We start from the raw sequence: 25,071 nt of genomic DNA on the forward strand, positions 1-25,071 counted from the left end.
CGGCCGGCCGTGCCGGGGCCGGCTCCGCCGCCGGTGGTGCGGGAGCGGGCCGCCCCGGCCGGGGCGCCGCCGCCCTGTCCACCGGCTCCCACCCCGGCGGCAGCGCCGGTGTCACCGACGTCACCGGGACGTCGGGGGCGCCCGTGCGGACGTGGGCCGGCAGGACCGTGCCCGCCGGCGGGGTGGTGATCTCCGGGGCTCTGGGGCGGCGGCGCAGCAGCCCCGCGCGTTCCCTGGGTTCCGTGGTCGACATGGCCGTTTCCCGCCTCCGCCCTACTTGCCCGTGATCGAGCCGAAGTCCGTGCCCGAGCCGAGGATCAGTCCGGCGCCGAGGAGGATCATGGTCGCCGGGACCATGAACGTGGTGATCATCATGGTGGCCTTGGGGACCGCGCGGGCGGCCTTGCGGCGGGCGTTCTGCGCGTCCGTGCGCCGCATGTCCTTGGCCAGCGCCACCAGCGTGTCCACGATCGGCGCGCCCAGCTCCTCGCCCTGCTGCAACGCCGTCACGAACATCGCGACCTGCTCGGAGTCGTTGCGCCGCCGCAGCTCCGCGAAGGCCTCGCGGCGGCTCATGCCCAGGTCCATCTGGCGCAGGGTGATGCGCAGCTCGTCCGCCCACGGGCCCTCGTACTTCGACGCCACCCGGTCCAGGGCCTGGCGGAAGCCCAGGCCCGCGCTCACCACGACCGCGAGCACGTCGAGGAAGTCGGGAAGGGTGCGTTCGATGACGTCCTTGCGGATGCGGATCGCCGACCAGATGCCGACCTCCGTCCAGAACGCGCCGAAGGCGAGCAGCAGCAGCGCCACGAAGAGCTGGCCGCGCAGGAGGAAGACCAGGAAGCCGACGGCGCCCAGGAAGCCGTAGACCGCCCGGCGGGCCGCGTAGCGGTCGATGGTCAGGCCGCCGGGGTTGCCCGCCAGGTCGATCCTGCGCCGGTACCTGGCGACCTGCTTGGGGCCCATCAGGCGCAGCACGGCGGGGGCGTACCGCATGCCGAGGCGGTCCACCAGCGAGTCGACCGCGCCGGTGCGGGTGGCGCCGACCTCCAGGGCCAGCGCGAGGTCGCCGGGGAGCTTCGCCTCCGCCCGGTACATGCGGATGCCGGCGAAGACGCCCCAGACGCCGAGGCCCATGAGCAGGGCGAGCAGAAGTCCCATCGGTTGTTCTCCCCTGCCTTCTCAGACGTCGATGCGGGACAGGCGGCGGATGAGGACGAAGCCGACCGCGTAGAGCGAGAACGCGACGATCACCGCGCCCTGGCCGAACGGCGAGCCCGTCATGCGTTCCAGCGCGCCGTCCTTCACCCCGTCCATCAGGAACAGGGAGCCGACGCCGAGCACCGGCACGGCGTACGACGTCATGCTCACCTGGGACAGCTGGGTGCGGACCTCGCGCCGGGTCTCCTTGCGCTCCTCCAGCGTCTCGGTCAGGTTGCGCAGCGCGCTCACCACCTGGCCGCCCGCCCGGTTCGACAGGACCAGGGTGGTGACCAGGACGACCAGTTCGCGGGAGGGCAGCCGGTCCGCCATCTCGCCCAGCGCGTCGTCCAGGGAGGCGCCGACCGCGAGCTGGGCGGCCACCTTGCCGAGTTCCTCGCCCGCCGGGGCCTCCAGCTCCTCCGCGGCCATCCCGATCGCGGTGCGCAGGGCCAGGCCCGCCTGGGTGGCGTTGGCCAGGATGCGGGACAGTTCGGGAAGCTGGTTGATGAACTTCTCGATGCGTTTCTGGCGCTGCCAGTTGAGGAACTGCAGCGCCGCCCAGACGCCCAGCAGGCCGGCCAGCGGGCCGAAGAAGGGGGCCAGCGCCGCCTGGCCGATCAGCCACAGGCCCGCGACCGCGGCGAGCATGGCGACGAAGAACTCGCCCGGCGTGATGTCCAGGCCGGTCGCCGCCAGGCGCAGTTCCAGTCTGCGGCCGAGGTCCGTGCGGCGCAGGCGGCGGTCCAGGGTGCGGAAGCGGCGCCGGCGGCCCGCGGCCGGGACCTGGCCGGTGGCCGACAGGCGGTCGACCAGGGCCTGGCGCTGGGCCCGGCCCATGGCGTAGGAGTGCAGGCCCACGACGGCCAGGACGCAGGTCAGCAGGGTGACGCCGGTGGTGAGCGTGATCAGGGTCTGGAGATCCATGGGGACGGTTCCTCCCTCCTACCTGGCTTCTCGGGTGGCCAGCTGGTCCGCGGACCGGGCGACGCCGAAGGCCTGGGGGACGGGCTGGCTCGCCATGTGGAGGCGGTCGGCGGCGCGGCGCGGGAGCGGGAGATGCTCGTACGCGCCGTGGACGCGGCCGTCGGCCGTCATGGGCCGGGCGTTGAAGCGGGCGACCGTGGCCAGCCGGTACGGCTCGCCGCCGTGGCTGTCCAGCAGGGCGATCTCGGTGATGCGGCGGGCGCCGTCGGCGAAGCGGGTGAGCTGGACGATGACGTCGACCGCGCTGTTGATCTGGTCGTGCAGCGCCACGAAGGGGATCTCCACGTCGGACATGGAGGCCAGGGTCTGCAGGCGCATCAGGGCGTCCTCCGCGCTGTTGGCGTGGACGGTGGCCAGGGAGCCGTCGTGGCCCGTCGACATCGCCTGGAGCATGTCCAGGGACTCGCCGCCGCGGACCTCGCCGACCACGATGCGGTCGGGGCGCATCCGCAGCGAGTTGCGGACCAGGTCGCGGATGGTGACCCGGCCCTTGCCCTCCACGTTCGGCGGGCGGGACTCCAGGCGGATCACGTGCGCCTGCTGGAGCTGGAGTTCGGCGGAGTCCTCGATGGTGATGATGCGTTCGCCCTCGGGGATGAGCCCGGACAGGGCGTTGAGCAGCGTCGTCTTGCCGGTGCCCGTGGCGCCGGAGACGATGATGTTGAACTTGGCCTGCACCAGGGCCGCCAGCAGGTACAGCATGGGCTCGTCGAGCGAGCCGAGGCCGATCAGCTCGTGCAGGGTGAAGGAGCGCGGGAAGCGGCGGATGGTGAGGGTGGCGCCGGTCAGGGACAGCGGCGGGATGATGACGTTGACGCGTTCGCCGGAGGGCAGGCGGGCGTCGACCATCGGGTTGGACTCGTCGACGCGGCGGTTGACGGTGGAGACGATGCGCTCGATGGTCTGCATGAGCTGGTCGTTCGAGGCGAACCGCAGCGGCAGCTGCTCCACCCGGCCGCCGCGCTCCACGAAGATCGCGTCGGGGCCGTTCACCATGATCTCCGTGATGGAGGCGTCCTCCAGGAGGGGTTCGAGGATGCCCAGGCCCAGGGCCTCGTCGACGACCCGGCGGATCAGCTGGGAGCGTTCGATCGTCGACAGGACGGGGCCCTCGCGGCTGATGATGTGTCCGAGCACGCGCTCCAGCCGGGCCCTGCGTTCGGCCGCGGCCAGCGAACTCATCTCCGCGAGGTCGATCTCCTCCAGGAGCTTGGCGCGGTAGGAGGCGACCAGGTGGCCGTCCTCGCCCCGGTTGCCGTTCTCCTCGGGGGAGTGGATGCGTGCCCGCAGGCTCATGGTCCGGTGCTCCTCGTTCGTTCCGGGCTTTCTGGGTGCCTCAGCGGTCGAGCGGCATCGTCGCCGTCTTCTCGGCGTCGTCGAAGGTCCAGCCGGGGACGACCGAGGGGATCTGCACGGAGGCGGTGACGGTGACCTCCTCGCCCGAGTACGCCGCCGTGCAGGTGGTCCGGTCGGCCAGCCAGTCGCTGAGCGCGGCCTTGCAGTGCTGCTGGTAGTCCTCGTCCAGGGAGGCGCTGCGCGCGCCGGTCCGGGCGGCGGTGCCGGCCTGCTGGGCGGTGTAGGCGATCAGGCCGAGCTGTACGGCCGCCATCGCCGTGACGAGCAGGACCGGGAGGAAGCCCAGGTACTCGAGGGCGACCTGGCCGGCGTCGCGCCGCCGCTGCCGCTCCCGGCGCTCGTGTTCCCGGCGTTCCCGGTCGCGCCGCTGCCGCTCCCGGCGCTCGCGGTCGTCGTTGCCGTACGGCATCTCAGTTCTTCGCCTCCTCGACGGCGCCCGCGTGGCCCTCGACCTCGAAGGGGAAAGCGATCGTGCCCGGGAACAGGACGGGGACCCTCAGCGTCACGTCGGAGGTGACGTAGCCGCCGGCCGTCGCGCAGCTGACGTCGGCGCCCTCCCGCCACGCGTCCGACAGCTTGTCCAGGCCGGCCTGCTCGCACGCCGCCTGCCGCTGTCCCGGCGCCGCGGCCGTGCCCTGCCGTACGGCCTCGTCGGCGGAGTTGCCCGCGAGGGTGAAGGTGTACCCCACGAGGACCACCTGCCACAGCGCCACCAGCGTGACGAGGATCGTCGGTGTCATGCCGAGGAACTCGATCGTGACCTGGCCCCGGTCGCGCGCCGTCCGCCGCTCCCGGTCCCGTGCCCGTGCCGGGACGCGCCGTGTCATCCCCCACCGTCCTTCCGCCGCCGGAGGCTCACCGCGCCCCGGTCGCCCCGGAGCCTGCCCGCCTTCCGGTCGCCCTCGGAGGCCTTGACGAGCCCGAGTTCGCCCGCGAGGCCCCACAGAGCCTGCTTGACCGCGCCCTTGCTGTCCAGCTCGTGGACGCGTCCGGCGTCCACGGCGCCCTGGAGTTCCTTGAAGTGGGCCGGGATCGCGGTGGCCGCGACCGCCGTGCCGGTGATCTTCTGGATCAGCGGGGGCTGGATCTCGGTGGCCCGGGTGTGGCGGTTGACGACGATCGTGGTCTCCTCCGCCTTGCGGACCTGCAGCCGGTCCCACATCCGCACCACGCGTTTGGCGCCCCGGACCGCGACCACGTCCGGGGTGGTGACCAGCAGCGCCCGGTCGGCCATCTCCACGGCCGCCGCGCCGGCGCCGCTGAGCTGGGCGCCGCAGTCGATGACGACGACCTCGTAGCGGGAGCGCAGGGCGCTGACGATCTGCCGGGCGGCGCGGTCGGTGACGTCCTCGCCGCGTTCGCCCTCGGCGGGGGCGAGCAGCAGGGCGACGCCGGTGTCGTGGCGGAAGACGGCGTCGGCCAGGACGCGCGGGGAGATGTCGGTGATGGCCGCCAGGTCCACCACCGACCGGCGGAACTGGACGTCCAGGTAGGAGGCGACGTCCCCCGTCTGGAGGTCCATGTCCACCAGGGCCGTGCTGCGGCCCGACGCCTGGGCCGCCAGGGCCAGCTGGATCGCCGTCAGGGTGGTCCCCACGCCGCCCTTGGCGCCGCTGACCGTGACGACCGTGCCGCCGACGCCGGTGAACACGTCGCCGCCGGCGCCCAGATGGCGCCGTACGCCCGCCGACCACTGGGCGACCGCCTGGACGCGGCTGGCCAGCTCCTCGTAGCTCAGCGGCAGGGCGACCAGGCCGCGGGCGCCGTAGTCCATGGCGGCCTGGAACAGGCCGGGGCTCGCGTCGGAGGTGACGAGGATGACGCCGACGGCCGGGAAGCGCAGGGCGACCTCGCGGATCAGCTCCAGTGCGGGCACCGGGCCGATCCGCTCGTGCACCACCACGACCTCGGGCAGTTCGTCGACCGACTCGGCGGCCAGCCGCGCGAGGGTGTCGACGAGCTGGGTGGAGTCGGCGACCGGGGCCACCGGCTCGGCGTCCGGGAGCTGGCTGAGCAGTGTCGTGATGGACCGGACCGCGTCCGCGTCGCCGATCGCCGGGAGGATCCTGGTGGGCATGCGGGCCTCTCACTTGTCCTTCGCGAGTTCGTACGTCCGCTGCGAGTCCGGGACGGTGGTGTCGCTGCCGGGCGCCACCAGCGCGAGCCGGACCCGCTGGGCGAACGACTCGGCGTAGGTGATGCGCTGGGCGTCGATGGTGGACAGCGCGAAGGTGATGGGGACGGCGTCGGTGGGCTGCTGCCGGTTCCGGTCGCTCTCGCCGGGCTTGAGCGCGGTCAGCTCGCCCACGTCGAGGACTCTGGCGTTTGTTACGATGATCTTGGATTGAGCGGGGTCACCCTCACGCTCTCCCTCGAAGGTGGCGTACACGTTGACGGTGGAGCCCGGCGTGATCTTGCCGGCGACACCGGTCGCCGCATCGATCATGATGGCGACCTCCTGCTGCCCGGGCTGCAGGGCGGGCCGGTCGACGATCATGTCGCTCTGCAGCAGGGAGCCCTCGCGCAAGGTGGTCACCGCGATCTTGCCCTGGATCCGGGAGAGATCGGTGACCGCGTTCTTCGACAGCCACCGCTCGGGCATCGAGATCTTCTCGAACTGGCCGGTGCTGAGGGTGGTGTAGGGCGCCACGTCGTCCTTGAGCCGGTACGCGGTGACCTCGGGGCCGACCTTGGACTTCACGTCGCTGATGACGGACAGCACGCCGGCGAACGCGCCGAGGGCGCAGACGACCGACACGAGCAGGAGAATCACGCCGCGGCGCTGACGGGAGTTCATGAACCGTACAACCTCATGGGGGATATCGGTCGAGCGGGATACGGGTGCGAGCGGTGGTCCGGGCGGGTCGGGAGCGCGTACCGGGGACGCCGGTCCCGTCGTGCGCCCTGTGGTTCGGGACTCACCCGACGGGCGTCCGGTTCTCGTGGACGGGTGGAGTGGCGGAGCAGAACACGCACCGGTCCCCGATGAGGTCGATGCCGCACCAGTGGCAGGTGCTCCGCCGTACGGACGTCACCAGCTGGTACAGGACCGACAGGTCGGGCAGGTAGGTGCAGAACTCGATCAGCCGGCCGGTGCCCCACCAGCCGGCGGACTCGGCGGGCGGCGGGCACTCGCGCAGCCCGAGGACGTTCCAGGACGGGGCCAGGGTGGCGGTGACCCAGTCGGACTGGAGCTGGCCCTTGGCGACCAGCATCCAGGTGCCGAACTCCGGCCCGGGCAGGGTGGCTCCGGGGCCGATCCGCACCAGCCGCGGCTCGGGATGGGCGAGGACGCCGAACTGGCTGCCCGGCACCCAGGACCTGGCGTGCGCCTTCAGGCCCACGGGGACGCGGTCGAGCCGGGCGACGGAGCCGAGCAGCGCCCCGGCGTGGATGTAGTGGGTGAGCAGCCGGCCGGCCGAGGCGAGCACGCCGGGGCTGAGGTCGCAGGAGGCGAGCTGCCGCAGCTGGCGGGCCAGCGCGGCCAGTCCGAGCGGGGGCAGATCCGGGCGGAACAGCGCGATCCGGTCGCTCTCCAGGAGGGAGCGGATGGTGTGCAGCCGGCGCCGCACGCCCGCGGGGACGGCCCGCGAGCACACCACGATCACATGACCGTGCCGGTCGAGGAGCCCCTGCATCTCGGTCAGCGCCTGTTCCAGCGGACGCCGGTCCAGGTCCTGCAGCACGGTGGCGGGCAGGGTCCGTTCGTCCTGCGGTGGCAGCGCCATGTCGGCACTGGTCACGGCAATGGCAGTTGGCACGCGCAGCTCCCCGTTTCCCCATGCCCGTCGGTCCGCCGGCACGGCTCCGGCACACCCCGGTGACTTCACTGCGTGACTACCTCAGCACTGTATCCACGCCTCTGTGGCCGGAGAACAGCGTTTGTGCAGCCGATGAGCAACTGTCCTCGCACAAGACACGCCAAACCGGGTCAGGTTGAGCATCCTGCCGGCCCCGTCCCCGCGCCCGGCCCGGATCCGGGCGGGCCCACCGGATCTTGGGCCCGGGGTTTGGGCCCTCGGGCCCAGGCGTCGCCGGCCGTCACGGACCCCGCCTCGCCGTCCGAACAGAGGTGCTGCTGGGCAAGGAGGGGTGCGGCATGGCTCGCGGGGGAGGCATACGGCCGCGCGGACGGACGTACCGATACGACGACCGGGGCGCGACCGCCGCCGAGGCGGGCATCCAGCTGGGCGCCGACGTGCGCGGCCAGCAGGCCGTGGAGCTGGCCGGCGCGGACGAGGCCAGGCGGATCGACTTCGCCTCCACCGCGACCGGCGAGGACGCCGGCCCGCCCAGGGGCACGCCGGTCGAGGGCGTGATCCTGACCGGCCTGGACTCGGCCGGCACGGCCTTCGCGATCCGCGTCGACGCGGCCCGGGGCGAACTGCCGGACGCCGACCTGGGGAGGATCGTCGACTCGGTGGAGGTGCACTAGCCATGGGGGTGCCCGGCGCCGGTCACGTCGTCCTCACGCTGCTCACCGCCCTGTTCGGCGCGGTGGCGGTGAAGTACGCGCGCCGTCTGGCGACGGTGGCGCGGGTGCTGCGGCGCGGGGTGCGCGCGGACGGGACCGGCCCCGCCCGGCCGAGGAGCCCCCGCCCCGCGTCGCGCGGGCCGGGGGCTCCTCGGCGTCGCCGTGCGGGGGCCGTGAGACGTCCCCGGGCCCACCGCGCCGGAGGGGTGCGCGAGGAACCGGGCGCTAGAAGAACTCCGACCACGGCTGGTCCCAGACCTGCTTCACGCACAGGACCAGGAAGAGCAGCCCGGCGACGGCGAGCATGGCGTTGCTCAGCGGGCCGTTGCGCCACGGGGCCGGGGTGCGGGAGGAGTTGAGCAGCCAGATCAGGGTCAGCGCCAGGAACGGCATGAAGGCCGCGCCCAGGACGCCGTAGAGGACGACCAGCCGGAAGGGCTGGCCCTGGAAGAGCAGGACGGTGGGCGGGAAGGTCAGCCAGAGCAGGTAGGCGCGGAAGGGCCAGGAGCGTTCCCGGGCCCCCGCGGCGACCTCCTCGCCCTTCAGCGCGCCGCGCTCCCGGTAGCGCGCCACGAAGTCGGCGAACATCAGGCTCACGCCGTGCCAGACGCCGATCAGGGAGGTGAAGGAGGTGGCGAAGAAGCCGATGAGGAAGAACTTCGCCGTGGCCGTGCCGTACTCCTGCGCCAGGATGTCGCCGAGCTGGATCAGGCCCTTGTCGCCGCTCGCGATGGCGACGTTCGCGGAGTGCAGGAGCTCGGCGCCGACGAAGAGCATGGCCACCACGAACACGCCCGTGGTGGCGTACGCGACGCGGTTGTCCAGGCGCATGACCTTCATCCAGCCGGTGTGGGTCCAGCCCTTGGCGTTGACCCAGTAGCCGTAGGCGGCGAGCGTGATGGTGCCGCCGACGCCACCGATCAGGCCGAGGGTGTTGAGCACCGAGTCCTTCTCGTCGGGCAGGACCGGCACCAGGCCGGCCAGGGCGTCCCCGAGGTTCGGGGTGACCCGGACCGCCAGGTACACCGTCACCACGAACATGACGCCCACCAGGACCGTCATGACCTTCTCGAAGACCGCGTACTTGTTGAACCAGACGAAGGCCAGGCCGACCAGGCCGCAGACCACGCCCCACCACTCGAGGTCCATCACGTCCGGGAACAGGGCGTGCAGCGGCAGCGCGCTGGACGACATCGCCGCCGCGCCGTAGACGAAGCCCCAGATCACGGCGTAGACCACGAAGAAGTACGTCGTCCAGCGGCCGAGGCTCGCCCAGCCGTCGAACAGGGTGCGGCCGGTGGACAGGTGCCAGCGGCCGGCCGCCTCGGCGAGGGCGATCTTCACCAGGCAGCCGACGACCGCGGCCCACAGAAGCGTGTAGCCGAAGTTGCTGCCCGCGATGAGCGTGGCGACCAGGTCGCCGGCGCCCACGCCGGTCGCGGCGACGACGATGCCGGGGCCGATGTACTTCCAGCTCGACTTGCGGGGGGCCGGGCCGGGGACCGGTGCCGCGGCAGTGCTGTGTGTGTTTCCCGTGGTGTCCGCCATGCACGCCACGTAAGCCCAAAGCCGCCGGTGGGGACAAGGGGGCGTGCGCGGATCTTCACCCGCCGTGCCCAACGGGCGGGCCCGGCGCCCGCGCGGTCCTACGGCCGGCGCCGGCCGCAGCCGTCCGACCCGCACGTGCCGAGCTCGAACCACACGGTCTTGCCCTGCCCGTCCTGGTGACAGCCCCAGCGCCGGGCGAGCGCCTGCACCAGGAGCATGCCGCGGCCGTTCTCCGCGCAGCCCGCGTCGAGCACCTGCGGCACCCGGCGGTCCGCGTCGGTGACCTCGCAGCGCAGGACGCCGTGCGCGGCGAACAGGGTGAGCCGGAAGCGGGTCGCGGAGTGCAGCAGGGCGTTGGTGGCCAGCTCGCTGACGAGCAGCTCGGCCACCTCCACCACGTCGTCCCGCTCCGCGAGCCCCCACGCCTCCAGTTGCCGGCGGACCTCCGCACGGGCCTCACGGACGGCGCAGGGGCGGGGGTCGTACTCGATACTCAGATGGCCCGCACCCAGCGGCGGCTGGGGGAACGCACCGTACCGGTCCTCGGGGTCCCCGGAGAGTCGCAGCATGTCCTCAGGGTGACCGCGCGGACCGGTCCGGCGCAGGGGGAGGACTACCCGTTCCCCTACCTGCTTTCCCCGCGCCCGGCGCCGGCCGTACCCGCGCCGCTACGCGTACTGCAGGCGCACGGCGGCCCCGGCGGCGTCGTCGCGGACGTCGACGTACGCGCACACCTGCCGCGCGTACCACAGCCCCTGGCCGGGCTGCGGGGCGGTGGCGGGCGGCGGGACGAAGCCGGCCAGCGGGTCGTCGACGCGGCGGGCGGCGCGCAGCTCGCAGACGCAGGCCGGCGGCTCGCCCCACAGCAGGGCGGCGCCGGTGAGCGGGCCGAGGAACGCCGCGGTCTCGGCGACGGCCGTGGCGAACAGCTCGGCCTCCGCCACGGGCAGGCCGCGGGCGACCGCCCAGGCCTGCACCGCGTCGGCGTCCGGCGGGGCGAGGCGGTGCGCGTCGGCCGGGGGCGGCGGCAGCGGTACGGCGTCCAGCTCGGCCGCCAGCCGGACCGGGTCCTCGTACACGTCGGTGTCCGGGTGGGCGCGGCGGGCCGCCGCGACGACGGCGGGGCCGGCGACGCGGACGTCGTACGCGCACAGGGCGGTCGTCGGGAAGGGGGCGAAGAGGAGGTTGGTGAGGGCCTCGTAGCGGATCCACTCGGCGCTCTCGCGCACGGAGCGGCCGGCGCGGCCGTCCCAGGCCGGTTCCATGAGGAGGTGGATCCGGCCGCCGGGGCCGGCGTGCGCGGCGAGGTAGCCGGCGCCCTGGGCCACGGCATTGGCGGCGGAGCCGGTGTACCAGTCGGTGTGCGGGACGCAGCGGACGCGTCCCGCGTCGCCGCCGAGGGCGTCGCGCAGCAGGTCCAGCTTGCGGGGGGCGGCGACGGCCACCGGCGGGGGCTCGTCCGGTGCGGCGAGACCCTCGGCGAGGAAGGGCAGGGCGGCGGCCAGGAAGCCGTCGTCGCTGTCGAAGACGGCGATGCGGTGGTCGAAGGCACCGGGAGCCGGTGCGGGTCGGGTGTCCATGTGTCTCCCCTGGTGGTGGATGGTGCTCCCGTGGGGGGTGGCGTCCTGGTGGGGGGTGGCGTCCTGGTGGGGGCGTTCAGCGCTGGGCCGTCACCCAGGCGGCGATCTGGCTGCGGTTGCTGAAGCCGAGCTTGCTGAGGATGCGCTCCACGTGGCCTTCGGCGGTGCGCCGGGCGATGACCAGGCGGTCGGCGATCTGCTGGTTGGCCAGTCCTTCGGCGACGAGCTGGGCGACCTCGGTCTCGCGGCGGGTCAGGCGCACGCCCGTGGGGCCGCCGGGCGGCCCGGCCTCGGCGGGCGGTTCCTCGCGGGGCGGTTCCTGGAGCGCGTAGCCGACGATCTCCGTGAGGCACAGGCCGGCGCCCCGGCCGTACGCCCGCTCGAAGTCGCGGCGTCCGACGGCCGCGCAGACCCGCTCCTCGCTGTCCCGGCGCACGGAGGTCAGGGCCGCCGAGCCCCAGCGGTCGCGGTCGATGCCGGCCCAGACCCGGTCGGCGCCGCCCAGCAGGACGGCGGCGCGCTCGTGGGCGCCGCGCTCGGCGGCGATCACCGCCAGCAGGTCGAGGGTGAGCGCGCTGCCGGTGACGTCGTGGAGGGCGAGTTTGAGGCGCAGCGCCTCACGGGCGTACCGCTCGGCCCGCGCCCAGTCCCGGCGCACGGTCTGGGCGAGGGCGAGCATCCGCAGGACGTAGGAGCGCACCCATTCCTCGCCGTGCTCCTCGCACAGCCGCAGGGTCTCCTCCCCCACGGCGAGGGCCCGGTCGGCCTGGCCGAGGAGGCCGAGCGCGCAGGCGAGTTCGACCCGGTCGAGGCCGAAGACGCCGAGGTGCTGGCCGGGGACGGGGCCGCGGGCCACACAGGCCTCGAAGTGGGCCAGCGCGCCCGGCAGGTCGTCGCCGAAGAGCGTCAGGACGCCGATGACGTACTCGGAGTGGGCCTCCTCGGCCGGGTCGCCGAGGGCGCGGGCCAGCGCGCGGGCGTCCTCGGCGAGGCGGCGGCCCCGGGCGAGGTCCCGGGTGACGGCGGCGAGCAGGCCGGCCGTCCACAGGCCGCGGGCCCGCTCCCGGGTCGGCTCGGGGTTGGCGTCGAGGGCGCGGTCGAGCCAGTAGCGGCCCTCGCGGGGCAGGCCGCAGGCGTGCCAGTAGAACCACAGGGTGCCCGCGAGCCGGAGGGCGGTGCGGGCCTGGCCGGGGGTGCCGAGGCTGTGGTCGAGGACGGCCCGCAGGTTGTCGTGGTCGGCGCGCAGCCGTGCGACGATCTCCCGCTGGCCGGGACCGAACCAGCCGCGCTCGCAGTCCTCGGCCCGGCGCAGCACCCAGTTCCGCAGCCGTGTCCGGGCGGCGTCCTCCTCGCCCGGCAGCCGCCGCAGCCGGTCCAGGCCGTAGTGCCGTAACGTGTCGAGCAGCCGGTACCGCGCGCCGCCGGGCCCCGGTTCCCGGCAGAGCACGGACTTGTCGACGAGCCCGGCGACGGCCTCCAGGACGTCGTGGCGCGGGACGTGCGGGGTGCGCTCCCCGCTTCCGGGCTCCCCCTCGCCCGCCTCCGCCTCGTCCGCGCCCACCGCTTCGGCCGTCTCCAGGTCGAAGGCGCCGGCCAGCACCGACAGCCGGGCCCACACCAGTTGCTCCCGCTCGGTGCACAGGTCGTGGCTCCAGTCGACGGCGGCGCGCAGGGTCTGGTGGCGGGGCAGGACGGCGGGGCTGCCGGCGGACAGCAGGCGGTAGCGGTCGTCGAGGCGTTCGAGGAGCTGCTCGACGCCGAGGACGCGCATGCGGACGGCGGCCAGTTCGATGGCGAGGGGCAGTCCGTCGAGGCGCCGGCACAGGCGGGCGACGGCGGCCCGGTTGTCCGGGGTGAGGCGGAAGCCGGGGACGACGGCGGCGGCCCGGTCGGCGAAGAGGGTGAGCGCCGGGTAGCCCTCGGCGGCGGAGAGGTCGCCGTCCGGGTCGGGCACCGCCAGCGGCCGCACCTCCATGAGGTGTTCCTCGGTCAGGCCGAGGCGGTGGCGGCTGGTGGCGAGGATCCGCACGCCGGGGGTGCCGCGCAGCAGCGCCGCGGCCAGGTCGGCGCACGCCCCCAGCAGGTGCTCGCAGTTGTCGACGACGAGCAGCAGCCGGCGGTCCCGTACGTGCTCGACCAGCACGTCCAGCGGCGGTTGCGCGGAGTGGTCGTACAGGCCGAGCGACTCGGCGGCGGTGAGCGGGACGAGCGCCGCGTCGCGCAGCCCGGACAGGTGCACGAAGCGCACGCCGTCCGGGAAGGCGCGGGCGACGCGGGCCGCGATGCGCGCGGCGAGCCGGGTCTTGCCGACGCCGCCCGGCCCGGTCAGGGTCACCAGACGCGCCCGGGCCAACAACTCGCGGCCTTCGGTGAGTTCGCCGCGCCGGTCGACGAAGCTGGTCGTCTCGACCGGCAGGTGATGGTCCCGTCGTGGCGCTGATCCGCCCATGATCAGCCAGTCCTCTGGGGTGGGTCCGAGGAGCCGGACACTCCAGCCCCTCTCATGCGGACCCCACTATCCCCCGATCCCTACATATATGCACATGCGGTGTCACACCCCCGAGTGCACTTCGTCCAGGATCGCGTCGCGGGTCTTCGGCCCCCGTAGACTGCGCGGCCTGCGGGCGACGGAATCCGGTCGCCGCCCCTCCGTCCTCCTATTGACCTGCGCATGACAAAAGCGGACGATGAGCGGCACCGCACCACGCACCTTCGCACGTCGCACGGAACGACCCCACCTCCCACCAGGAGATTTCATGCGACTTCGCATCCGCGGCAGACGCTCCGCCGCCCTGGCCGCCCTCCTCGCCCTCGCGCTCGCGGCGCCCCTGTCCGCGACGGCGACGCAGGCCACCGCCGACAGCGCCGCCGAGGCGGAGCCGGCCGCCGACGACATCCGGCAGTACGAGGTCCGCACGCCCTCCGACGCCCGGTCCCGTACCGCGCTGCAGCAGGCCGGCGTGACGGTGGACGAGGCCGGCGACCACACCGTCGTCGTCTCCGGCCGCGCCGGCCAGATCCGGAAACTGCGCCGGCTGGGCTACGACGTCACCCCGTTGGGCGCGGTCCCCGACCGGTCCGGCGGCGCGGACGACGTACGGCTGTACGACTTCCCCTCGGCCGACTCGCGCTACCACAACCACGCCGAGATGAACGCCGAGATCGACCAGCGGATCGCCGCCCACCCGACCATCATGAGCAAGCGGGTCATCGGAAAGTCGTACCAGGGCCGGGACATCGTCGCCATCAAGGTCAGCGACAACGTGACGGCCGACGAGTCCGAGCCGGAGGTGCTGTTCACCCACCACCAGCACGCGCGCGAGCACCTGACCGTGGAGATGGCCCTGTACCTGCTGCGCGAGCTGGGCGCCGGCTACGGCTCCGACTCCCGCGTCACCGGCATGGTGAACAACCGGGAGATCTGGATCGTCCCCGACCTCAACCCGGACGGCGGCGAGTACGACATCGCGACCGGCTCCTACCGCTCCTGGCGCAAGAACCGCCAGCCCAACTCCGGCTCCACGGCCGTGGGGACGGACCTGAACCGCAACTGGAGCTACCGCTGGGGCTGCTGCGGCGGCTCCTCCGGGTCGCCGTCCTCCGACACCTACCGGGGTCCGGCGCCCGAGTCCGCGCCCGAGGTGAAGGTGGTCGCCGACTTCGTGCGCAGCCGGGTCGTCGGCGGGGTGCAGCAGATCAGGGCGAGCATCGACTTCCACACCTACAGCGAACTGGTGCTGTGGCCGTTCGGGCACACCTACTCCGACACCACGACCGGGATGACCGCCGACGACCGCAACGCCTTCGCCACGGTGGGGCGGAGGATGGGCGCGAGCAACGGCTACACGGCCCAGCAGTCCAGCGACCTGTACATCACCGACGGGTCGATCGACGACTACCTCTGGGGCACCCACAGGATCTTCGCGTACACCTTCGAGATGTACCCGTCGTCCAGCGCGGGCGGCGGGTTCTACCCGCCCGACGAGGTCATCGAGCGGGAGACGTCGCGCAACCGGGACGCGGTGCTGCAACTGCTGGAGAACGCGGACTGCATGTACCGGTCCATCGGCAAGCAGGCCCAGTACTGCGGTTAGGCCCGGGTCGGTCCGGGGACTACTCCCGGTCCTCGCCGGACGCCTCCGCCGCGTCCTCGGCGGCCTCGGCGTCACCGCCGTCCTCGAAGTAGGCGTCCAGGACCGCGTCCAGCCGGGCGTCCCACTCCTTGAAGCGGCTCCTGGCCGGCGCCTCGATCTCGATCGGGTACCAGCGCCGGTCAGGAGTGTGCACGGTGACCGTGAACCGCTTGCCGAAGCGGGCGGTCTCCGTCTCCACCGCTCCGATCTCGTCCCAGCGGAACTCGCACTCCTGGTCGTCCAGGGCGAGCCGGATGCCGCGGTGGTCGGCGACGATCCGCGCGCGGCGGTCGGACGCCTCGAAGACGGGACCGTCGGGGACGGCCTCCCCGGCGTCCTCCGCCTCCCCGGCGTCCGTCACCTCCCCGGCGTCCTCCGCCTGTTCGGTGTCCTTCGCCTGCTCGGACTCCCCGGCCGCCTCGGTCTCCTCCGGCCCGCCGGCGTCCTCGGCCTTCGCCGTCCGCTCCGGCTCCGCGTCCCGCGCCTCGCCGGACGCGGGCGGGGTGAGCCCGGGGACGAAGGCCGGGTCGAATCCGGCGCCCTTCAGGGGCACGGTCTCCAGGGGCTGGCTGCTCGAACCTATGCGCTGCTCCACAGCCGAGCAGTATGGTCGACGAACCTGTGCCGGGCACAGCCGGTCCCGACTTCGTTATCAGACGCCTACACGAACACGCTCAGCACGGCCGCCACCGCGAACCCCGCGACGGACAGCACCGATTCCAGCACCGTCCAGGTCCTGAGCGTGTCCCGCTCGCTGATGCCGAAGTACTTCGCCACGATCCAGAAGCCGCCGTCGTTGACGTGCGAGGCGAAGATCGACCCCGCCGAGACGGCCATGATGACCAGCGCGACGAAGGCCTGGGAGTGGTCCCCCTCCGACACCAGCGGGGCCACGATGCCCGCGGTCGTGACGATCGCCACCGTCGCCGAGCCCTGGGCCACCCGCAGCACCAGCGACAGCAGGTACGACAGCACGATCACCGGCAGGCCCACGTCGGCGAAGGTGTCCGACAGGGCCTGGGCCACTCCGCTGGCCTTGAGGACGGCGCCGAAGACCCCGCCCGCGCCGACCACCAGCAGGATGTTGCCGACCGGCTTGAGGGAGGAGGTCGACACCGTCTCCAGGGACGTGCGGGACCAGCCGCGGCGGACGCCGAGGAGGTAGTACGCCAGGAGCAGGGCCAGGGTCAGGGCCACGAACGGGTGGCCGAGGAACTCGATCACCGAGCGGAGGGTGGACGGGTCCAGGGCGATCGAGGAGAAGGTGGCGGCGAGGATCAGGACCAGCGGCGTGCCGATGATGCCGAGGACGGTGCCGAGGGCGACCGGCTGCTCACGGGGCTCCGCCCCGGCCGCGCGCTGCTCGGCGAGTACGGCGTTCCTCGCCTCGTCGGCCGCCTCGGCCATGTCCTGCGGGACGGGGACGAAGACGCGCCGCCCGATCCACGCCGAGAACGCCCACGCGGCGAGCACCGCGGGGACACCGCAGACGACGCCCATGAGGATCACCCAGCCGAGGTCCACGCGCAGCAGGCCGGCGGCGGCCACCGGGCCGGGGTGCGGCGGCAGGAAGGCGTGGGTCATGGACAGGCCGGCCAGCAGGGGCAGGCAGTACAGCAGGATCGACCTGCCGGACCGCCTGGCCGCCGCGTACACGAGCGGCGCGAGGACGAAGATGCCGACGTCGAAGAAGACCGGGATGCCGAAGATCAGGCCGGTGAGGCCCATGGCCCACGGCGCGCGCTTCTCGCCGAACAGGTTCAGCAGCCGCGACGCCAGGACCTCGGCGCCGCCGCTGACTTCGAGGATCGCGCCGAGCATGGTGCCCAGGCCGATGATGACGGCGACATGGCCGAGGATGCCGCCCATGCCGGACTCGATGGTGGAGACGGCGTCCGAACGCTGGACGGTGCCGAAGAGCTCGGTGACGGAGAGCCCGGCGAGCAGGCCGACGGCTATGGAGACCGCGAGCAGGGCGACGAACGGCTGGAGCCGGACCTTGATGATCAGGAAGAGCAGCAGCGCGATGCCGAGGGCGGCGACCAGCAGCAGGCCCGCGGTGCCGTCGACGAGGAGGAGCAGACCTCCGGTGTGGGGTGGCGCTTCGGGCGTGGCGGCGGCGAGCGGACGGGACATTCGGGGGTCCTCTACGTGAACGCATACAGCTTTCGGGCAGGGGGGATCGCGGCACGGCGCACCGGGTGCGCCGTGCCGGACTGCGGCGTGCGGGAGGTGAGGGGGTGTCAGCCCAGGACGGCGAGCGCGTCGATCTCGACGAGGAGCCCGGCGGGGAGGCCGACGTAGACCGTCGTGCGGGCGGCGGGCGGCTGGGTGAGGCCCTGCTCGTCGAAGTAGGCGTCGTAGATCTCGTTCATCTCGGCGAAGTGGTCCGTGTCCGTGAGGTAGACCCGGATCATCATCACGTCGTCCCAGCCGGCGCCGCCCTCCCGGAGGACGGCCTCGACGTTGGCGAGGGTCTGCAGGGTCTGCTCGCGCAGGGTCGGCCCGGCGGGCGTGGGCGGCTTGCCCGGCTCGGCCGGCAGGAAGCCGACCTGGCCGGCGACCTGGAGGATGTTGCCCTTCCGCACGCCGTGCGAGAACCGGGCGGGCGGGGTGGTGTGGGTCTTCGGGGTGAGTGCGGTCTTCTCGGTCATGAACTGGCTTCCTTGGCTGGGGTCCTGCCGGAGTACTCGCCGCTGATGGCGTCCGCCGTGCGGCGCACCAGGGGGAGCAGGGTGAGGAGTTCGTCGGCGGTGACGACGACGTTCGGCGCGGAGACCGACATCGCGGCGACGACCCGGCCGTCGGCGCCCCGGATGGGCGCGGCGACGCAGTTGATGGACTCCTCGTGGCCGCCGAGGTCGGTGGCCCAGCCCTGTTCGCGCACCTTGGCCAGTTCCGCCAGGAAGGCTTCGGCGTTCGGTGTCGAACGGGGCGTGTACAGGGGGTAGTCGAGCTTCTCGGCCACCGCCCGCCGCTCGGGCTCGGGCAGGTCGGCCAGGAGCAGCTTGGCCACGGCCGCGACGGTGATGGCGACGGGCTTGCCGATCCGGGAGTACATCCGCACCGGGTAGCGGCTCTCCACCTTGTCGATGTAGAGCACCTCGTCCTCCTCGTGGACGGCGAGGTGCACGGTGTGCCCGCACCTCTCGTTGAGGCGGACCAGGTGGGGGTGGGCGATCTCGCGGACGTCGAGGTTCTCCATCGCCTCCTGGGCGAGGGCGATCAGGCGGGCGCCGAGGCGGTAGCGCTGGTCGGACTGGCGGTAGACGAAGCCGTGCTCGTGCAGGGTGCGCAGCAGGCGCAGGGCGGTGGACTTGTGCACGCCGAGGCGGTCGGCGACCTGGCCGAGGTCGGCGGGCCCCTCGGCGAGCAGCGGCAGGATGCTGAGCGCGCGGTCGACGGTCTGGCTCATGGCGTGCGTACCTCCTCCTCGGCCCGGTCCACGGTGTCGGTCCACCCGGGGCCGAGTCGAAGTCTCCCCCACGCCCGGTCGTCGAGGGCGGCCAGGCGGCCGGCGTGGTCGATCCAGGTGGGGCGGCGCGCCGGGGACGGCGCCGGGCGCCCGGCTTCCGGGGCGGCCCCGGGCGGGCGCTCGCGCGGCCGGCGGGCGGGCGGCGGGGCCAGGTCGCCGGGGACGGTGAGCGCGGCGGCGGCCGCCAGGTGCCCGTACCGCAGCCGGTCGCGCACGGGCAGCCCGCGCAGGGTGGCGGAGAGGAACCCGGCGGCGAAGGCGTCCCCGGCGCCGACGGCGGCGACGACCTCGACGTGCGGGGCGGGAACGCGGGTGACGGCGCCGTCGGTGTCCGCCGCCGGCCCGCCGAAGGCGAGCGCGCCGCCCGGGCCCTGCTTGACCACCAGCGTTCCGGGCTCGGGCAGCGCGTCGCGGACGGCCCGCGGGCCGTGCAGGCCCCAGGCCGCGCGGGCCTCGTCGTCGCCGACGAACACGATGTCCGCGCCGCGCGCCAGTTCCAGCAGCACGCGCGGGCCGTCGGCGTCCCGCCACAGCCCGGGCCGGTGGTTGACGTCGAAGGAGACCAGCGGGCGTCCGGGGCGGCGGGCGGTGAGCTCGCGCATCAGCTCCAGGCAGTCGGCGGAGAGGGCGGCCGTGATGCCGGACAGGTGGAGGATCCGCGCGGAGCGGACGGCGTCCAGGTCCATGTTCCCGACCGCCATCGCCGAGGCCGCGGATCCGGCCCGGTAGTACGCCACCTCGTGCGCGGCGGACGCCCGGTCCCCGGCGGTGCGGAAGTAGACGCCGGTGGGGCGCTCCGGATCGCGCCGCACGTGCGACACGTCGACGCCGTACGCCCCGATCGCCTCCACCAGGTGGTCGCCGAACCCGTCGGCCCCCACCCTGCTGACCCACCGCGCGGTGTGCCCGGCCGCCGCCAGCACGCAGGCCACGTTGGACTCCGCGCCGCCGATCGCGCGGTCGAAGGACGGCACGTCGGCCAGCCGTCCCGGCCGGGAGGGCAGGAACGTGACCATGGACTCGCCGAGCGCGACGACGTCCACGACGCCGGGGGCGTTGCAGGGTCCGGTGGCGGTCACGATGCTCGTAGCTCCTCGGCGTCGGGCGGTGGTCGTCGGCGGCTCCGTTGACCCCGCGTGGCCGAGATGTTAGACAGCACTGAGCGACATACGCAATGGACGTTGCACATAGCGCAACGCTCTGGATCAGGAGGCTCCATGGCTCTCGCCACCAGCGCCGAAGCGCTCGCCGGCCTCGCCGAGGAACGCGTCGGCCCCCGCTTCAAGGGCCTCCCGTCGGACGCCGACGGGCTGACCGTCGGCGAGCTGGCCGCCCAGCGCCGCAACCTGTTCACCGGCGGCTTCACCACCCCCGTGCTGGCCCTGTCCGCCGAGCGCCTGGCGCACAACCTGCGGCTGATGGAGACGTACGCGGCCCGCCACGGCCTCGCCTTCGCCCCGCACGGCAAGACCTCCATGGCCCCGCAGCTCTTCGCCCGGCAGATCGAGCACGGCGCCTGGGGGATCACCCTGGCGGTGCCGCACCAGGTGCGCGTGGCCCGCGCCTTCGGCGTGCGGCGGATCTTCCTCGCCAACGAGCTGGTGGACCCGGCGGCCCTGCGCTGGCTCTCCGCCGAGCTGGCGGCCGACCCCGGCTTCCGCTTCGTCTGCTACGTCGACTCCGTGCGCGGGGTGCATCTGATGGACGCGGCGCTGGCCGGGGCCGGACGCCCGGTGGACGTGGTGGTGGAGCTGGCCGCCGGGGAGGACGCCCGGACCGGGGCGCGCACGGAGGCCGAGTGCGCGGCCGTCGCCGACGCGGTGGCGGCCGCGCCCACGCTGCGGCTGGCCGGTGTCGCCGGGTACGAGGGCGAGGTGCCGCGGGCCGACCCGGAGCGGGTGCGGGCCTGGCTGGGGCGGCTGGTGTCCCTCGCCGCCGCCTTCGACGCGGCGGGGCGGTTCGCGGACCTGGACGAGATCGTGGTCAGCGCGGGCGGCAGCGCCTGGTTCGACGCGGTGGCCGAGGTGTTCGCCGGGATCCCGGAACTGTCCCGGCCCGTGCTGAAGCTGCTGCGCTCGGGCGCGTACGTCTCGCACGACGACGGCCACTACCGCAGGCTCACCCCGTTCAACCGCGTCCCCGGGCAGGGCGCGCTGGAGTCCGCGTTCCGGCTGTGGGCGCAGGTGGTGTCGCGGCCGTCACCGCACCAGGCGTTCCTCAACGCCGGCAAGCGGGACGCGGCCCACGACCTCGACCTGCCCGTCGCCCGGGTGGTCCGCCGGGACGGCGCCGAGCGCCCGGCCGCCGGCATCACGGTCAGCGCCCTGTCCGACCAGCACACCTGGCTGCGCACGGACCCGGAGGCCGACCTGAGGGTCGGCGACTGGCTCGGCCTGGGGCTGTCCCACCCGTGCACGTCCTTCGACAAGTGGCCGCTGATCCCCCTCGCCGAGGCGGACGGCACGGTCGTCGACTACATCCGCACGTTCTTCTAGGGGGCCGCCGTGGAAGACCTCGTCATCCGGGACGCCGACGTCGTGGACGGCTCCGGCGCCCCCGCGTACCGCGCCGACGTGGTGGTCGACGGCGGCCGGATCGTCTCCGTCGTCAAGGAGGCGGCGGCAGCGGGCTGCCAGCGCCCGACGGCCGTGCGCGAGCTGGACGCGGAGGGGCTGGTCCTGTCCCCCGGCTTCATCGACATGCACGCCCACAGCGACCTGGCGCTGCTGCGGGACCCCGACCACGCCGCCAAGGCGGCGCAGGGCGTGACGCTGGAGGTCATCGGCCAGGACGGCCTGAGCTACGCGCCGGTCGACGACCGCACCCTCGACGAGGTGCGCCGCGCGATCGCCGGGTGGAACGGCCCCGGCGACGACGTCGACTTCGACTGGCGGTCGGTGGGCGAGTACCTCGACCGGCTGGACCGGGGCATCGCGGTGAACGCGGCCTACCTGATCCCCCAGGGCACGGTCCGCGCCCTCGCCGTCGGCTGGGAGGACCGGAAGGCCACGCCCCGGGAGCTGGACCGCATGCGGCGGCTGGTCGCGGAGGGGATGGAGCAGGGCGCGGTCGGCATGTCGTCCGGGCTGACCTACACCCCCGGCATGTACGCCGGGGACGCCGAACTCACCGAGCTGTGCCGGGTGGTGGCCGGGTACGGCGGCTACTACTGCCCGCACCACCGCTCCTACGGCGCCGGGGCTCTCCAGGCGTACGCGGAGATGGTCGCCCTGGCCCGGGAGGCGGGCTGCCCGCTCCACCTCGCCCACGCCACCATGAACTTCGGCGTGAACCGGGGCCGGGCGCCCGAGCTGCTGGCGCTGCTCGACGAGGCGCTCGCCGCGGGCGCCGACATCAGCCTCGACACCTACCCCTACACCCCGGGCTGCACCACCCTGGTGGCCCTGCTGCCCGGCTGGGCGAGCGAGGGCGGCCCGGAGCAGGTCCTGCGGCGGCTCGCCGACGAGGCGACCGCCGAGCGGATCCGGCACGACCTGGAGGTCACCGGCTCCGACGGCTGCCACGGCGTGCCGGTCGAGTGGGACACGATCGAGATCTCCGGGGTGACCGACCCGGCCCTGTCCGACCACGTGGGCCGCAGCGTCGCGGAGTCGGCGCGGCTGCGGGGCGAGGCCCCCTGGGCGACCGCCCGCCGGCTGCTGCTGGCGGACCGGCTCGGCCCGACCATCCTCCAGCACGTCGGGCACGAGGAGAACGTGCGGGCCATCATGCGGCACCGCGTGCACACCGGCGGCTCGGACGGCATCCTCCAGGGCGCCAAGCCGCACCCGCGCGCGTACGGCACCTTCCCGCACTACCTCGGCCGGTACGTGCGGGAGCTGGGGGTGCTGTCGCTGGAGGAGTGCGTCGCCCACCTCACCTCCCGCCCGGCGGCCCGGCTGCGGCTGCCGGACCGGGGGCTGGTGCGGGAGGGGTACCGGGCCGACCTGGTGCTGTTCGACCCGGCGACGGTCGCGGCGGGCGCCACCTTCGCCGAGCCGCGCCGGCTCCCCGTCGGCATCCCGTACGTCCTCGTCGACGGGCGGTTCGTCATCGAGGACGGGCGGCGGACGGACGTGCTGGCGGGGCGGGCGGTGCGCCGGGCCCCCCGGTGACCGCCGGCCCCGCCCCGGACCCGTGCCGGACCTACGGCTTGGGCCGGGCGCAGCCGCTGCGGCCGAGGTCGAGCTTGTCGTCGAGGCCGAAGCAGGCGGGGATCCGGTGGGTCCGCCGGGCGTAGCCGGCGCCCCGGCGGACGGTCACGGCGCCGTTCGCGTCGGCCTCGCAGGGGTTGTTCGCCGTGCGGCGCCCGCTCCTCCCCGCGACGGCCGGGCGCCGCGCCGGGACAGCGAGGAGCCGGGCCCGCGGCGCCGCGGGGGGAGACGGCACCGCGGGCCCGGCTCGGGGGGAAAGCGGTCAGGTGGTGCGGGGCGCCCGGTCCGCGCGTCGCTGCGGGTGCACGCGGACCGGGGCCGTTCGAGGGACCCCGAGGGGGTCAGCCGGCGGCGCTCAGTTCCCGCTCCCCGGCCAGCGCGGCGGCGTGCGCGTCCATGCGTTCCGCGGCCAGGATCGCCGCCGCCGTGTCGGCGCGGGACGCCGCCACGACCAGCGCGCGGCCCGCCAGCGCGTGCGCCCGCCGGTGCAGTGCGGCCGGGCACGGTTCACCGCCCTTGGCCGTCACCGCCGCACGGGCCGGCGTCCGTCCGCCCCGCAACCGGGCCACCTGCCCGGCGAGCCGTTCGGCCGCGGCGTCCAGGTCGGCGGACGGCGCCAGCGCGCGCAGCTCGTCGGTGACGGCGAGCAGTGCCGCCAGATGGCCCGCGAGCTGGATGTCCAGCTCTTCCTCACGCGACCGGTGGGGGAAGTCGGAGGTGGCGCCGGCCATCGTGCTGTGGACCGACTTGGTGCGGATCGGTTCGTACATGGATGGCCTCCCGAGTGCTTGCAGGAAGACATCCTAGCTTGGATTTCGTCTAAAGTTGAGTGCTTCACAAATCCGGACACCATACGCACCCGCGGTGGGCGGCCCGGCTCTCAGGGCTGGCCGTAGCCGTCCAGGAACCGCCCGATCCGGCCCACCGCGTCCCGCAGATCGGTGACCGTGGGCAGGGTCACCACCCGGAAGTGGTCCGGCTCCGGCCAGTTGAACCCGGTGCCCTGCACGACCATGATCTTCTCCTGCCGCAGCAGGTCCAGCACGAGTTGCCGGTCGTCCCTGACCTTGAAGACCTTGGGGTCGAGGCGCGGGAAGAGGTACAGCGCCCCCTTCGGCTTCACGCAGGTCACCCCGGGGATCTGGGTCAGCAGCTCGTGGGCGACGTCCCGCTGCTCGCGCAGCCGCCCGCCCGGCAGCACCAGGTCGTCGATGGACTGCCGCCCGCTCAGCGCCGCGACCACGCCGTGCTGTCCCGGCATGTTGGCGCACAGCCGCATGTTCGCCAGGATCGTCAGGCCCTCGATATAGGAGTCGGCGTGCGCGCGCGGCCCGGAGATCGACATCCAGCCGACCCGGTACCCCGCCACCCGGTACGCCTTCGACATCCCGTTGAAGGTCAGCGTCAGCAGGTCCGGGGCGACCGCCGCGGTGGGTTTGTGGGTGACGCCGTCGTACAGGATCTTGTCGTAGATCTCGTCGGAGCAGACCAGCAGGTTGTGGCGGCGGGCGATGTCGGTGAGCCCCTTGAGGACCGCCTCGTCGTACACCGCGCCCGTCGGGTTGTTGGGGTTGATGACGACGATCGCCTTGGTGCGGTCGGTGACCTTGCGCTCCACGTCCGCCAGGTCCGGCATCCAGTCGGACTGCTCGTCGCAGCGGTAGTGCACGGCGGTGCCGCCGGACAGCGAGACGGCCGCCGTCCACAGCGGGTAGTCCGGCGCCGGCACGAGGACCTCGTCGCCGTCGTCCAGCAGCCCCTGCATCGCCATCACGATCAGCTCGGAGACGCCGTTGCCGATGAAGACGTGCTCGACGTCCGTCTCGATGCCGAGGGTCTGGTTGTGCATGACGACCGCCCGGCGCGCGGCCAGCAGCCCCTTGGCGTCGCCGTAGCCGTGCGCGGTGGAGACGTTGCGGAGGATGTCCTCCAGGATCTCGGGCGGGCACTCGAAACCGAACGCGGCCGGGTTGCCGGTGTTCAGCTTGAGGATGCGGTGACCGGCGGCTTCCAGCCGCATCGCCTCCTCGAGCACCGGGCCCCGGATCTCGTAACAGACGTTGGCGAGCTTGGTCGACTGGATCACCTGCATGCCTGGGAGCTTACGGCCGGGTAACGCTCCTCGGGCCGTGTTTTCCACCACGTGAGACGAGGGATTTGTGCG

General features: G+C 73.7%; 23 protein-coding genes and 2 pseudogenes. 4 read left to right on the forward strand and 21 right to left on the reverse strand.

What is annotated here, in order from left to right:
- The 9 genes and pseudogenes from ABD363_RS20945 to ABD363_RS20985 all read right to left on the reverse strand — a co-directional run.
- A pseudogene (locus tag ABD363_RS20945) lies at positions 1-253 on the reverse strand (two-component sensor histidine kinase); the annotation flags it as partial.
- 20 nt (positions 254-273) lie between these two features.
- Entirely contained in the window at positions 274-1,161 is an 888-nt protein-coding gene (locus ABD363_RS20950) for a DUF5936 domain-containing protein (protein ID WP_344605827.1), read from the reverse strand.
- 21 nt (positions 1,162-1,182) lie between these two features.
- Positions 1,183-2,127 (reverse strand): type II secretion system F family protein, encoded by a 945-nt coding sequence (locus tag ABD363_RS20955; protein ID WP_344605829.1) that lies wholly within the window; start codon positions 2,125-2,127, stop codon positions 1,183-1,185.
- 18 nt (positions 2,128-2,145) lie between these two features.
- The gene (locus tag ABD363_RS20960; protein WP_344605831.1) at positions 2,146-3,483 is read right to left on the reverse strand and encodes a TadA family conjugal transfer-associated ATPase; all 1,338 of its coding nucleotides are present in this window, start codon (positions 3,481-3,483) and stop codon (positions 2,146-2,148) included.
- A 40-nt stretch (positions 3,484-3,523) separates the two neighbouring features.
- The gene (locus ABD363_RS20965) at positions 3,524-3,952 is read right to left on the reverse strand and encodes a TadE family protein (RefSeq protein ID WP_344605833.1); all 429 of its coding nucleotides are present in this window, start codon (positions 3,950-3,952) and stop codon (positions 3,524-3,526) included.
- 1 nt (position 3,953) lies between these two features.
- The gene (locus ABD363_RS20970; RefSeq protein ID WP_344605835.1) at positions 3,954-4,370 is read right to left on the reverse strand and encodes a pilus assembly protein; all 417 of its coding nucleotides are present in this window, start codon (positions 4,368-4,370) and stop codon (positions 3,954-3,956) included.
- Positions 4,367-5,620, reverse strand: a complete 1,254-nt coding sequence (locus tag ABD363_RS20975) for a CpaE/TadZ family protein (protein ID WP_344605837.1) — start codon at positions 5,618-5,620, stop codon at positions 4,367-4,369. Before ABD363_RS20975 ends, ABD363_RS20970 begins: the two co-directional genes overlap by 4 nt.
- A 9-nt stretch (positions 5,621-5,629) precedes the next feature.
- Complete coding sequence (gene cpaB, locus ABD363_RS20980; protein WP_344605839.1) at positions 5,630-6,340, reverse strand: Flp pilus assembly protein CpaB; 711 nt, start codon at positions 6,338-6,340, stop codon at positions 5,630-5,632.
- A 121-nt stretch (positions 6,341-6,461) separates the two neighbouring features.
- Positions 6,462-7,271 (reverse strand): hypothetical protein, encoded by an 810-nt coding sequence (locus tag ABD363_RS20985; RefSeq protein ID WP_344605965.1) that lies wholly within the window; start codon positions 7,269-7,271, stop codon positions 6,462-6,464.
- A gap of 371 nt (positions 7,272-7,642) precedes the next feature.
- On the opposite strand from ABD363_RS20985, the gene ABD363_RS20990 reads away from it, so the two are divergent.
- Complete coding sequence (locus ABD363_RS20990) at positions 7,643-7,978, forward strand: hypothetical protein (RefSeq protein WP_344605841.1); 336 nt, start codon at positions 7,643-7,645, stop codon at positions 7,976-7,978.
- A 264-nt stretch (positions 7,979-8,242) separates the two neighbouring features.
- Here ABD363_RS20990 and ABD363_RS20995 read toward each other — a convergent pair whose 3' ends face one another.
- From ABD363_RS20995 to ABD363_RS21010, 4 genes are all read right to left on the reverse strand, one after another.
- Positions 8,243-9,565 (reverse strand): Nramp family divalent metal transporter, encoded by a 1,323-nt coding sequence (locus ABD363_RS20995; protein ID WP_344605843.1) that lies wholly within the window; start codon positions 9,563-9,565, stop codon positions 8,243-8,245.
- A 98-nt stretch (positions 9,566-9,663) separates the two neighbouring features.
- Positions 9,664-10,134, reverse strand: coding sequence for an ATP-binding protein (locus ABD363_RS21000; RefSeq protein WP_344605845.1), 471 nt, complete (start codon positions 10,132-10,134; stop codon positions 9,664-9,666).
- 99 nt (positions 10,135-10,233) lie between these two features.
- Positions 10,234-11,145, reverse strand: a complete 912-nt coding sequence (locus tag ABD363_RS21005; RefSeq protein ID WP_344605847.1) for an anti-sigma factor RsbA family regulatory protein — start codon at positions 11,143-11,145, stop codon at positions 10,234-10,236.
- 76 nt (positions 11,146-11,221) lie between these two features.
- Positions 11,222-13,594 carry an ATP-binding protein gene (locus ABD363_RS21010; RefSeq protein WP_344605849.1) on the reverse strand — a complete coding sequence of 791 codons (2,373 nt, stop codon included), beginning with the start codon at positions 13,592-13,594 and terminating at the stop codon, positions 11,222-11,224.
- 307 nt (positions 13,595-13,901) lie between these two features.
- Between ABD363_RS21010 and ABD363_RS21015 the strand changes: the two genes are divergently transcribed.
- Positions 13,902-15,239 carry a M14 family metallopeptidase gene (locus ABD363_RS21015; RefSeq protein ID WP_344605851.1) on the forward strand — a complete coding sequence of 446 codons (1,338 nt, stop codon included), beginning with the start codon at positions 13,902-13,904 and terminating at the stop codon, positions 15,237-15,239.
- Between the two features lie 19 nt (positions 15,240-15,258).
- Here ABD363_RS21015 and ABD363_RS21020 read toward each other — a convergent pair whose 3' ends face one another.
- From ABD363_RS21020 to ABD363_RS21040, 5 genes are all read right to left on the reverse strand, one after another.
- On the reverse strand, positions 15,259-15,873 hold the full coding sequence (locus tag ABD363_RS21020) for a hypothetical protein (protein WP_344605853.1): 615 nt from the start codon (positions 15,871-15,873) through the stop codon (positions 15,259-15,261).
- Positions 15,874-15,938: 65 nt separating this feature from the next.
- Positions 15,939-17,414, reverse strand: coding sequence for a GntP family permease (locus ABD363_RS21025; protein ID WP_344605855.1), 1,476 nt, complete (start codon positions 17,412-17,414; stop codon positions 15,939-15,941).
- A gap of 107 nt (positions 17,415-17,521) precedes the next feature.
- The gene (locus tag ABD363_RS21030) at positions 17,522-17,932 is read right to left on the reverse strand and encodes a RidA family protein (protein WP_344605857.1); all 411 of its coding nucleotides are present in this window, start codon (positions 17,930-17,932) and stop codon (positions 17,522-17,524) included.
- Positions 17,929-18,693: an IclR family transcriptional regulator gene (locus tag ABD363_RS21035; RefSeq protein WP_344605859.1), complete on the reverse strand. Its 765-nt coding sequence runs from the start codon at positions 18,691-18,693 to the stop codon at positions 17,929-17,931. The genes ABD363_RS21030 and ABD363_RS21035 overlap by 4 nt, the downstream gene beginning before the upstream one ends.
- Positions 18,690-19,832 (reverse strand): sugar kinase, encoded by a 1,143-nt coding sequence (locus ABD363_RS21040; RefSeq protein WP_344605861.1) that lies wholly within the window; start codon positions 19,830-19,832, stop codon positions 18,690-18,692. The genes ABD363_RS21035 and ABD363_RS21040 overlap by 4 nt, the downstream gene beginning before the upstream one ends.
- Before the next feature lie 138 nt (positions 19,833-19,970).
- Between ABD363_RS21040 and ABD363_RS21045 the strand changes: the two genes are divergently transcribed.
- Together ABD363_RS21045 and ABD363_RS21050 are read left to right on the forward strand one after the other, a co-directional pair.
- A complete protein-coding gene (locus ABD363_RS21045; RefSeq protein WP_344605863.1) occupies positions 19,971-21,248 on the forward strand; it encodes an amino acid deaminase in 1,278 nt (425 codons plus the stop codon).
- A gap of 9 nt (positions 21,249-21,257) precedes the next feature.
- Entirely contained in the window at positions 21,258-22,868 is a 1,611-nt protein-coding gene (locus ABD363_RS21050) for an N-acyl-D-amino-acid deacylase family protein (RefSeq protein WP_344605865.1), read from the forward strand.
- A gap of 31 nt (positions 22,869-22,899) precedes the next feature.
- Here ABD363_RS21050 and ABD363_RS21055 read toward each other — a convergent pair.
- From ABD363_RS21055 to ABD363_RS21065, 3 genes and pseudogenes are all read right to left on the reverse strand, one after another.
- Positions 22,900-23,061 (reverse strand): annotated as a pseudogene (locus ABD363_RS21055) (serine protease); the annotation flags it as partial.
- A 187-nt stretch (positions 23,062-23,248) separates the two neighbouring features.
- Positions 23,249-23,677, reverse strand: a complete 429-nt coding sequence (locus ABD363_RS21060) for an SCO4983 family protein (RefSeq protein ID WP_344605867.1) — start codon at positions 23,675-23,677, stop codon at positions 23,249-23,251.
- A gap of 110 nt (positions 23,678-23,787) precedes the next feature.
- Positions 23,788-24,999: a pyridoxal phosphate-dependent aminotransferase gene (locus tag ABD363_RS21065; RefSeq protein ID WP_344605869.1), complete on the reverse strand. Its 1,212-nt coding sequence runs from the start codon at positions 24,997-24,999 to the stop codon at positions 23,788-23,790.
- Between the last annotated feature and the right edge of the window lie 72 nt (positions 25,000-25,071).

It is taken from the genome of Streptomyces glaucus (assembly GCF_039533365.1).
Lineage (GTDB): Bacteria > Actinomycetota > Actinomycetes > Streptomycetales > Streptomycetaceae > Streptomyces > Streptomyces glaucus.